11 protein-coding genes are annotated in these 9,831 nt (G+C 37.7%); 1 reads left to right on the top strand and 10 read right to left on the bottom strand.

The annotated features are described in order from the left end of the window. Positions 1-9 precede the first annotated feature (9 nt). The 3 genes from G5B11_RS17630 to G5B11_RS17620 form a co-directional block, all read right to left on the bottom strand. Positions 10-738, bottom strand: coding sequence for a helix-turn-helix domain-containing protein (locus G5B11_RS17630; protein WP_173729232.1), 729 nt, complete (start codon positions 736-738; stop codon positions 10-12). A 95-nt stretch (positions 739-833) separates the two neighbouring features. After that, positions 834-1,790: a glutamine-hydrolyzing GMP synthase gene (gene guaA, locus G5B11_RS17625; RefSeq protein ID WP_334298007.1), complete on the bottom strand. Its 957-nt coding sequence runs from the start codon at positions 1,788-1,790 to the stop codon at positions 834-836. A 234-nt stretch (positions 1,791-2,024) separates the two neighbouring features. Then, complete coding sequence (locus G5B11_RS17620) at positions 2,025-2,792, bottom strand: NifB/NifX family molybdenum-iron cluster-binding protein (RefSeq protein WP_173729230.1); 768 nt, start codon at positions 2,790-2,792, stop codon at positions 2,025-2,027. A 138-nt stretch (positions 2,793-2,930) separates the two neighbouring features. Between G5B11_RS17620 and G5B11_RS17615 the strand changes: the two genes are divergently transcribed. After that, on the top strand, positions 2,931-3,590 hold the full coding sequence (locus G5B11_RS17615) for a Crp/Fnr family transcriptional regulator (protein ID WP_244093074.1): 660 nt from the start codon (positions 2,931-2,933) through the stop codon (positions 3,588-3,590). 9 nt (positions 3,591-3,599) lie between these two features. On the opposite strand, the gene G5B11_RS17610 is transcribed toward G5B11_RS17615, so the two are convergent. The 7 genes from G5B11_RS17610 to G5B11_RS17580 all read right to left on the bottom strand — a co-directional run bounded on the left by G5B11_RS17610 (position 3,600) and on the right by G5B11_RS17580 (position 9,676). Further along, positions 3,600-5,291, bottom strand: coding sequence for an FAD-dependent oxidoreductase (locus G5B11_RS17610; protein WP_173729228.1), 1,692 nt, complete (start codon positions 5,289-5,291; stop codon positions 3,600-3,602). A 227-nt stretch (positions 5,292-5,518) separates the two neighbouring features. Next, the gene (locus tag G5B11_RS17605; RefSeq protein ID WP_173729227.1) at positions 5,519-6,178 is read right to left on the bottom strand and encodes a cyclase family protein; all 660 of its coding nucleotides are present in this window, start codon (positions 6,176-6,178) and stop codon (positions 5,519-5,521) included. 12 nt (positions 6,179-6,190) lie between these two features. Next, positions 6,191-7,357, bottom strand: a complete 1,167-nt coding sequence (locus G5B11_RS17600) for an iron-containing alcohol dehydrogenase (protein ID WP_173729226.1) — start codon at positions 7,355-7,357, stop codon at positions 6,191-6,193. Between the two features lie 779 nt (positions 7,358-8,136). Continuing rightward, positions 8,137-8,688 (bottom strand): DUF6933 domain-containing protein, encoded by a 552-nt coding sequence (locus G5B11_RS17595; RefSeq protein ID WP_173729225.1) that lies wholly within the window; start codon positions 8,686-8,688, stop codon positions 8,137-8,139. A gap of 5 nt (positions 8,689-8,693) precedes the next feature. Next, the gene (locus G5B11_RS17590; protein ID WP_173729224.1) at positions 8,694-8,831 is read right to left on the bottom strand and encodes a hypothetical protein; all 138 of its coding nucleotides are present in this window, start codon (positions 8,829-8,831) and stop codon (positions 8,694-8,696) included. Between the two features lie 295 nt (positions 8,832-9,126). Further along, the gene (locus G5B11_RS17585; RefSeq protein ID WP_173729223.1) at positions 9,127-9,426 is read right to left on the bottom strand and encodes a type II toxin-antitoxin system RelE/ParE family toxin; all 300 of its coding nucleotides are present in this window, start codon (positions 9,424-9,426) and stop codon (positions 9,127-9,129) included. A gap of 1 nt (position 9,427) precedes the next feature. After that, positions 9,428-9,676 carry a type II toxin-antitoxin system prevent-host-death family antitoxin gene (locus G5B11_RS17580; RefSeq protein ID WP_173729222.1) on the bottom strand — a complete coding sequence of 83 codons (249 nt, stop codon included), beginning with the start codon at positions 9,674-9,676 and terminating at the stop codon, positions 9,428-9,430. Positions 9,677-9,831 lie beyond the last annotated feature (155 nt).

Genomic DNA, 9,831 nt, shown 5'->3' with positions numbered 1-9,831 from the left:
ATTTTTTTCTCAACCTTCTTTCTCGGAATTCCTTATATTTGAATTATACAAGAAGTTCCTCTCTATTTCGTCGAGTTTTTTTAAGAAATCAATCTCCATTTGTTGCTGCTGTGTTTGAGCTTTTAGTAATCGGTTTTCAGCTTTCAACTTCTCAATATCTGATAATTGAGAAATCGCTTTGTTCTTACCTCGTCGATCATATAATCCTTCGATTCCTTTATCTTTATATTTTCTAACCCATGCATAAACTTGTCCGTAGGAGCAACCATATTTATTCGCTGTAGAAGCATAATTACATCCCGTGTTTATGCATTCTTCGACAATGTTTATTCTTTCTTCAAGGGTTGTATTTTTTCTAGCACCGTTTTTAGCCATGAGATATACACCTTCTTTTCTGGAATTTGTTAAATCTTCATGGTTATTATACTGCTTAATCCATGTACAAACAGTACTTGGTGCATGAATTTTGTATTTTGCAGCTAAATCCTGACTCGTTATATTGCCTCCAAGATATTCAAGAACAATCTTCTTCTTAAATTCTGCAGAGTAATTACATAAATCAGCATTTTGCTTTTCTAGACCGTCTTCTCCAAACGTTTCGTATTTATGACCCCACCTGCGGATGATACTAGCCTCAATTCCATACTCTTTACCTAATTTCCAATAAGAGATTCCATCCTCAAGGTGTTTCTTTACGAGCTCAAGTTTCAACTCCTTACTATACTGTTTCCTAGACATAAAAATATGCTCCTCATATGATAGATTTTTGGATATTTCCATTGTCTACCATATGGGGAGCATATCAAAGCGCTGGGTTTGCTAAGCCTTTTTGTTTACTCAAACTCCACAGTTCCTGTCGGCTTCGGTGTAAAATCGTAAAGCACACGATTGATACCAGTAACCTCATGTGTAATACGATCTGTAATATGAACCATCAATTCATGAGGAATCTCAGCAACAGTTGCTGTCATAACATCGGTAGTGCATACTGCACGAACGATACAGCACCACTCAAAAGAACGCTTTCCGTCTTTGATTCCGGTAGATCTAAATTCCGGAACAACCGTGAAATACTGCCAGATTTTCCCTTCCAGTCCATTCTTTTCAAATTCTTCACGAAGAATTGCGTCGGATTCGCGTACTGCTTCCAAACGATCACGGGTAATAGCGCCCGGACAGCGAACACCAAGTCCCGGTCCCGGGAACGGCTGACGATAAACCATACCATGAGGAAGACCAAGCTGGTCACCAACAACACGGACCTCATCTTTAAAAAGGATTCTAACAGGCTCTACAAGTTCAAAATCCATATCTTCCGGAAGCCCGCCGGCATTATGATGTGCCTTAATACCTTCTTCAGACTCAAGAATATCCGGCCAGATCGTACCCTGCGCCAGGAATTCAATCCCTTCAAGCTTTCTTGCTTCTTCAGCAAAAACTTCAATGAATTCTCCACCAATAATCTTTCTCTTTGTCTCAGGATCTTCTACTCCTGCCAGTTTATCAAGAAAACGATCCGTAGCGTCCACATAAACAAGATTTGCATTCATCTGATTGCGAAACACTTCAACCACCTGCTCTGGCTCACCCTTACGAAGCAGGCCATGGTTAACATGGACACATACTAACTGCTGGCCAATTGCTTTGATCAGAAGTGCTGCAACAACAGATGAATCCACTCCACCAGAAAGTGCAAGAAGAACCTTCTTATCTCCCACCTGCTCTTTGATCAATTTAACCTGTTCTTCAATAAATATCTGTGCCAGCTCCGGTGTTGTAATTCTTTCCATATCAGCCGGTCGTCTGATTTCAGTAACGTTCATTGGAAATTCCTCCTCATCCATTAGGTTTTTTTCAATGCCGATTGATTGTCACTTAATTATAAATGACAGGAAAATATTTGACAACCTTTATTTAAATATCTATTCTAAAGTATCTTGCTTCATGTACATCCCGCCTTTCCGCTTGCTCACGGTCATAATCTTTAATATCCATAATGGCAAAACATTCTCAGTCATTCTTGGTCAGCTATGGCTTCCACATCCATGCTCGCCACATATATGTCCTTCCCCGTGGCTGTGCTCATGGTGAGAACACTTAACATCTGGATTATAATCCAGTGTTTCATTAATAAAAGCTTCTACTGCTTCATCCGCATCTCCGGAAACTCCCCCAAAAAGCTTAATACCGGCTGCCGCTAATGCTGTCTGTGCGCCACCTCCGATTCCTCCACAAATCAGAACATCTGCATTTAATGCATTAAGGACTCCCGCCAATGCACCGTGTCCACTTCCATTCGTATCTACTACTTCTGAATATACGACTTTTCCTTCCTCTACATCGTAAATCTTAAATGTCTCTGTGTGTCCAAAGTGCTGAAAAATCTTTCCATTTTCATATGTTACTGCTATTCTCATTATACCTTCTCCTTTTTCTGCTGCATATTTTTGATGAATCTCCTGCTTATAACATCCTCCAAGTCCACAGTTACTGCTCTGACCATCACAGATTCTGAAATCTCCACCTTCTATTCTGAGTGGATGTCCATCAATGAGTGCATCTGCTATTTTCTTCCTGGCAATCTCGTAAATTCGTTGAACAGTTGTTCTTGCGACTTGCATAGATGCTGCGCACTGCTCCTGACTATAACCATTCTTATCCAAAAGCCGAATTGTCTCGTACTCATCTACCGTCAGAACAATAGATTTTTTTATCTCCGTATCATCTACCGGAAGAAATTCTAAAACATTGGGGAAATGACAGACTTTTCTGCATTTTACTGGTCTCGGCATAAACTGCTCCTTCTTTCTTTTCTTACATATTATCTCCATAAAGAGCATATGTCAATAATATTTTGGGCATATGTCAATTATCCGATTGACTCATTTCAACGAAACAAGTATACTATGTTCATAAAGGAGCTACATCTTATGAATTTTGAAAATTACTTTCCAATATGGAATAAATTAACTGCAACGCAGAAAAACCTAATTTCAGATAGTTTAATCACACAGCATGTAAAAAAAGGAACGATCATTCACAACGGAAACCTGGATTGCACTGGATTATTACTGGTTAAATCCGGACAGCTTCGAACTTACTTACTTTCAGATGAAGGACGGGAGATTACCCTTTACCGTCTGTTCGATATGGATATGTGTCTCTTATCCGCCTCATGTATCATACAGTCCATTCAATTTGAAGTAACCATTGAAGCAGAAAAAGATACTGATCTTTGGATCATCCCTGCTGAGATCTATAAGAGTATCATGCAGGAATCTGCTCCCGTCGCAAACTATACCAATGAATTAATGGCTACCCGTTTTTCTGATGTCATGTGGTTGATTGAACAAATCATGTGGAAGAGTTTGGATAAACGTGTTGCTTCATTTCTTTTGGAAGAAACCTCTATCGAAGGAACAAATGAACTGAAAATCACTCACGAAACCATTGCCAGCCATCTTGGTTCACACAGGGAAGTTATCACTCGAATGCTTCGATATTTTCAAAGCGAGGGTCTCGTCAAACTCTCCCGTGGCAAAATCACCATCCTTGATTCGAAAAACCTGGAAATACTCAGAAAATCATAATAGTATTTTTTAATAATCCATACCACATGCATATGACCTTTCGATCAGCGCACGGTCATTGACCACTGCATCGTAGAAACGGAATCCGCCGGAGAAGTTGTATGTTTCATGTCCATTTCCTTCCAGAATACGGCTCGCAATATAACTGCGCAGCCCACTCTGGCATATCAGATAAACAGGCTTTTCCTTCTCAACTTCATTGATACGTTCCCTCAGTTCATCTACAGGAATGTTTTTAAATCCATTAATATGTCCCCTGTTAAATTCACCTATAGTTCTCACATCCAGCAACACAGCACTTTTATCTTTAAAGATTCTATCCATATCTTCCAAATGCCATTGTTTTAAGGTACCTTTTGCTATATTATCTATCATAAATCCAGCCATATTTACAGGATCCTTGGCAGAGGAATACGGCGGTGCATATGCCAGATCCAGATCTTTCAACTGGAGTGCATTCAGCCCTGCATGGATCGCTGTTGCCAGCACATCAATACGTTTATCAACGCCTTCATATCCAATAATCTGAGCACCAAGCAAGCGATAAGTCTCCTTTTCAAAAACAACTTTCATGGTCATGACTTTTCCGCCAGGATAGTAACCGGCATGACTCATAGGAGAAAGAATTACTGTATCTACCTTTAATCCTGACTTTTTGGCATTGGTTTCATTGACGCCTGTAGTAGCTGCTGTCATATCAAATACTTTGATAACAGAGCTTCCCTGACTGCCCAGGTAACGACTATCACCGCCACAAATGTTATCAGCGATAATCCTACCCTGTTTATTGGCTGGACCAGCCAAAGAAATCAGCGCATTATCACCCGTAACATAATGTTTTACCTGAACTGCATCACCTGCAGCATAAATATCCGGTACAGAAGTTTCCATTCTGTCATTCACTACAATACTTCCCTTGATACCAAGTTCCAGACCAGCCTCTTTTGCTAACGCTGTGTCTGGTGTAACTCCGATCGCCAGTACTACCATATCAGCATGAAGGGAGGGATTATCTTTCAATAGAATCTCCACTCCGTTGTCTTTTTCTTTAAATCCTTCTACTGTATAGCCCAGTACCAGTTTTATCCCATGCTTTCTCATTTCATTATGGATCATGGATGCCATATCTGGATCAAAAGGATTCATCAGCTGCTTAGGCCGTTGGACAATCGTAACATCCATGCCAAGCTCCCTCAAATTTTCTGCCAACTCTAAGCCAATAAAGCCACCACCAGCCAATACAGCAGATTTGGGATGATTCTTATTAATATATTCCTTGATTCGTAAAGTATCTTCTACTGTACGAAATGTAAAAAGTTTATTAATGCCTACTCCAGGAAGCTTTGGCTGTGTTGGCTTAGCGCCTGGAGAAAGGATAAGTTTATCATAATTTTCTTCAAATGTTACACCATTCTCTAAATCCTTCACTAAAACAGTTTTACGATCCGGATATATGGAGATAACTTCATGATGAATTTTTATATTAATACGGAAGCGCTTAAAAAAACTCTCTGGTGTCTGTAATGTAAGTTCTTCCGGATCTGTGATCACGTTTCCAATATAGTATGGAAGACCACAATTCGCATAGGAAATGTATCCTGATCTTTCAAATACAGTAATTTCTGCATGTTCATCCAGTCTGCGTATTCTTGCTGCGGCTGTAGCTCCTCCGGCTACACCACCTACTATTATTACCTTCATATTATTTTCCACCTTTCCTGAATAAGCAGCAATGCCACTTATATTATCTCCTTGTCTTTTTCTTTTATGAATTTATTATAATCCAAAATTCATATGTTTTCTGTGATATCATCACGTTCTGTACTGGCTGATACAAAATCAGGGATTCTTTTTTAAAGCACAAATAAAAATGTGTGGAATAATAGCAAGCAGTCTTCTTGTATAACTTTATATTGTGTGCGGATTCATTATTCTATCTCCCACTGAACAGCGATCGCTCTAACCGGAGAACCATCACATCCAACTAGTTTCATTGGTAAGGCAATAACATACGGATTTGCAAAATCAATTTTATCAAAAAAAGCCCAGTTTTCTCCTATCATTAATCTATTTTCTGAAAACAAATCATGCACTGGAAATTCTGTTCCACCTGTTTGATCAGCATTAATAGTATCAATACCGATAAAACGAATACCTTTATCTACTAAAAACTTCGCAACTTCTCCATTTACATATGGATGATGGAAAAACTCTTCTGTCCCACGTTTTTTATACCAGTTTGTATTGAATAATACAACTTTACCCTCTGTTATGTCATTTTTATATGGTTCAATATCTTCCATTGTAATTGCTTCATCTGCTTTCTTTTCAGTAACATGTACAACCACTGCGTCTCCTAAAAAGAAATCCAGTTCCATATTATCAATAGTTTCTCCAGTATTTGAAAAATGATATGGTGCATCAACATGTGTTCCAGTTTGCGTTCCCATAACCAATGTAGATAAGTTATATCCTTCTTTTTCTAAAGTTGTTGCAACTGTTACAGATGGTTCCGGATCTCCAGGATAAATTGGTGTATCAGCTGTAAACTCCCATGATAAATCAACTATTTTTTTTATTTTTTTCATTTGTATATCCCTTTATTTATCATTATATGCTTTTATAATTAAGTTCAAATAATCTTCCTTTGTGATTTTTCTTGCGTTGTCAGCAGACAAAACATTATTTGCTGATCGTTCAGCTATAGTTTCAAAATTCTCTTCTGTAATACCTTTTATATCTCTAATTGTAGGTATATTTAATTTTCTATTCAATGCTTTAACATATTCTACGGTTTTTAATGCATATTCTTCATCTGTCATACCATCTTCTCTTTTGAGGCCCATCGCACAAGCAATATCTACAAAGCGCTCTGGACAAGCTGGAATATTATATTCCATGACATAAGGTAAGAACAAAGAATTGGCAACTCCATGAGGTGTGTCAAACCAAGCTCCTACCGTTTCCGCAAATGCATGTACAGCCCCAACATTTGATGAAATAAATGACATGCCGCCAATTGTACTTGCGATCATCATATTTCTTCTTGCATTTCTGTCACTTCCATCATTATATGCTTTTTCCAGATTTTCAGAAATCATCGAAATACCTTTAAGTGCTAAAGCATCTGTAATAGGCTGATGCAATTGTACTGTATACGCTTCTATACAATGTGTTAATGCATCAACTCCGCATGATGCTGTCAAAGATTTTGGTAAACCTAATGTAATTTCAGGATCACAAATTGCCAGTGTAGGAATCATGTGAACAGGGTCTCCTACTGTCATTTTATACTGTCTTTTTGTATCTGTAATAACTGCACACCATGTAACTTCAGCTCCTGTTCCAGAAGTAGTAGGAATACAAATGAGTGGCAATATCTTCTTCTCTAATTCTGTGTCTCCCCATTCTATTGTAGTTTTTCCATTTGTTACAACAGCGCCAACAGCTTTTGCTTGATCCATCGCTGAGCCCCCGCCAAGAGCTATTAATGCATCTACGTGGTTTTCTTTTGCAAATGCAGCCATTTCATCACAGTCTTCAGCTCTTGGATTCGGTTTTACATTTGTCAATAAATAATTCACAACATTTTCTTTGTCAAGGCTATCCTTCAGGACTTTATAGTGCTCAGAGGATGCTAAAAAAGAGTCTGTAATTACAAGAACTTTTTTAAAGCCTAAATGATTACACTCTTCGCCTACTGTTTTTAACACTCCGTATCCCTCAACTATACGCGTGGCATGAAAAAAATTATTTGTTTCTAACATGGTTGGTCTCCTTTTTTCTTTTATTATTTTTCATTATATGGTATGTACTTACTATATACTCAAGCCTTTTTTGTAATTTATTATTTATAAAGCATTTATATAGGAATGAACAAACCAGCAAAATGTACAAAATACTATTAATCCCTATCGAATTATCAAACATTTCAGGACTTTCAAAACAAACTTTATTGTTTTATAAAAAGAAAAAGATCTTTATCTCAGAGTTTAAAAATGAAAAAAGTATCGTTTTTATGGCTTAGAACAAATAGATATTATAGTTACTATACAGACATTACAAACAAATAGTTTATCTTTAACAGAAATTCAAAATATTCAAGAATGCCTCGGCATTCTTGCTGCGAGGTGCGCGTCATGCAATTGCATGACATACTTCTCCTGCGCACCTCTGCAATCCTGCCGGAGGCTATATCAACTGGGGGATTGACTCCCACCACTGATACCAGCTTGTTGCTCACCACCTATAGAGGTGGGAGTCATCTCCCAGCTGATATAGCACAAAGGAATCTTCCTCTTCATATAAACGCTTTACAAAATACTTTGTCGGAACTTTTCCTCTAAACATCAGATATCTCTGTTCTTCCAGCTCCTAATTTCACAGTTTCCATATGTGTTATTGCTAAACCCTGAAGTTTGCATCATTGAAAAAAGGGTATAAAAAAACAGTCTGCTCTGACGGAAAATAATTCCATCAAAACAAACTGTTCTTCATATTCAGATGTTCAGCCACAAAACACCTTTTTGACAATTCAATAAACTGATTAATTGCACAATATTTCCCCTACAGGCTTTCTCTTAGTAGCAATCCCTAATCGTTCCATGTCTAATTTAAAAAGTTCACTTGGATATCCATATGCATCAAATCCCTCTGGCTTGCAGATATCTCTGTTCAGATACTCACTAAGTTCCCATTGATACTTTGTTTCTTTCTCCAACTTTTTATCAAAATACTGTGCATCCATTACCATTCGATTAATGCCACCAACTGCTTTCTTACCATGAGTTTTGGTTACAATTGCATCGCCTGACATTTTAAAATACTGCCCTATCTGATCCTCGGAATATCCCATTTCCTGCATCATCCCATGAATCACACGGCTGATATACATTGCATAGCAATTCCAGTTTCTTTGTTCAATATCTGTCATTGCTATTGTGTAACGATTACTAGCATTTACAATAAACAAGACATTTCTTCCTTTTATTTTCGTCAAATGTGTGTTCCAGCAAAACACAAGTGAAGCACCTTTGCTTTCTTCAATCTTTGTTGTTTTTAGTCGATTTTGAACTGCTTTTGTTGCACCAATCTCCATGTGTATCACCTGCTCATCTCCATGATAACTCCCGGATGACGCTTATCTTCCTTTATCCATTTTTCAAGTTCCCAGAATTTATCTGATGCAGGCTTTTTATCATCATTTAGAAAATTTACATACTTTTTAACAAGATCTTCCATATAATTTTACTGCCAGCCTGATATTCTTTCTCGAAATAGTTTCCAATCCTTTTTTTCTTATGTCCATGATTTTGAACCTCCTCAATCTCATGTTAGTCTCAACAAACAATTTCAGAGATGAGACTGACTTGGAACTATAACTTTATAATTTACCTACAAATCCCAGGATTATCGCATTTTGCCATATCATAGAGTCTCACTTACTCTCAGATCTCGCGAGACTTCGTTGAGACTCACTTTGAAATATTCTTGAGTAAAAGTTTAGGTGTCACATTGAGTACCAAATTTACTGTCATCAGTCAAAGATTCTAGTGATATCCTGATACTGGTTAATTACACGATAAATTTCTACATACTCACTGCCCACTTTATAGATAATCACATACTCTTCCCATATCGCATATTTATAATCTGTTCGAAAACTGACCCGTTTGAAGAGATCCGCCCCAATTCCAGGAAACATCTGAAGGTTTTCAAATTTACCGTAAATTTCCTTCATGGTCTTTGCCGCATATTCCTCGTTGTCTTCAGCAATGTAATCCCGAATATTCTTCAGATCCTTTGCAACAATCGGATTGATCCGCAGTTTTAACATCTTATTCCCCCACAAGTGCCTTCAGTTCATCCAAATCCAGCCATCCTTCGCCGTCTTTCACTGCTTCTTCGGCTTCCTGCAGCTTCATCAGAAGCTTTTTCTCTGCCCGATCACGCTCATAATCTTCAATATCCATGACAACGAAACGTCCTCTGCCATTTTGGGTCAGATATACTGGTTCTCCTTTATGACAGTTTTTCAGGACTTCATTATAATTTCTCAAATCAGATACTGGTAAAATATTTGCCATATTCTTTCAGCTCCTTTCTTTGATTTATATTGTTTCTGCTACTTCTAGTATACATAAAAAGCTGTAAAATTCAACGTGAAGTTTTACAGCTTTATTCAAACCTAAAATGAAACTTTAAATTCCACCGCCCGCTTATGCGGTGGAATTTACTCTAA

The sequence above is a fragment of the Blautia glucerasea genome (assembly GCF_013304385.1).
Lineage (GTDB): Bacteria > Bacillota > Clostridia > Lachnospirales > Lachnospiraceae > Blautia_A > Blautia_A ammoniilytica.
Note: the sequence above shows the minus strand (reverse complement) of the source record. Positions and strands in the feature narration are given on the sequence as shown.

Excerpts from the sequence above, each read along its gene's own strand:
- G5B11_RS17580 (WP_173729222.1), bottom strand. The coding sequence starts at position 9,676 with ATGGCAAATATTTTACCAGTATCTGATTTGAGAAATTATAATGAAGTC.
- G5B11_RS17610 (WP_173729228.1), bottom strand. The coding sequence starts at position 5,291 with ATGAAGGTAATAATAGTAGGTGGTGTAGCCGGAGGAGCTACAGCCGCA.
- G5B11_RS17600 (WP_173729226.1), bottom strand. The coding sequence starts at position 7,357 with ATGTTAGAAACAAATAATTTTTTTCATGCCACGCGTATAGTTGAGGGA.
- G5B11_RS17630 (WP_173729232.1), bottom strand. The coding sequence starts at position 738 with ATGTCTAGGAAACAGTATAGTAAGGAGTTGAAACTTGAGCTCGTAAAG.
- G5B11_RS17585 (WP_173729223.1), bottom strand. The coding sequence starts at position 9,426 with ATGTTAAAACTGCGGATCAATCCGATTGTTGCAAAGGATCTGAAGAAT.
- G5B11_RS17595 (WP_173729225.1), bottom strand. The coding sequence starts at position 8,688 with ATGGAGATTGGTGCAACAAAAGCAGTTCAAAATCGACTAAAAACAACA.
- G5B11_RS17605 (WP_173729227.1), bottom strand. The coding sequence starts at position 6,178 with ATGAAAAAAATAAAAAAAATAGTTGATTTATCATGGGAGTTTACAGCT.
- G5B11_RS17590 (WP_173729224.1), bottom strand. The coding sequence starts at position 8,831 with ATGGAAGATCTTGTTAAAAAGTATGTAAATTTTCTAAATGATGATAAA.
- guaA (WP_334298007.1), bottom strand. The coding sequence starts at position 1,790 with ATGGAAAGAATTACAACACCGGAGCTGGCACAGATATTTATTGAAGAA.
- G5B11_RS17620 (WP_173729230.1), bottom strand. The coding sequence starts at position 2,792 with ATGCCGAGACCAGTAAAATGCAGAAAAGTCTGTCATTTCCCCAATGTT.
- G5B11_RS17615 (WP_244093074.1), top strand. The coding sequence starts at position 2,931 with ATGAATTTTGAAAATTACTTTCCAATATGGAATAAATTAACTGCAACG.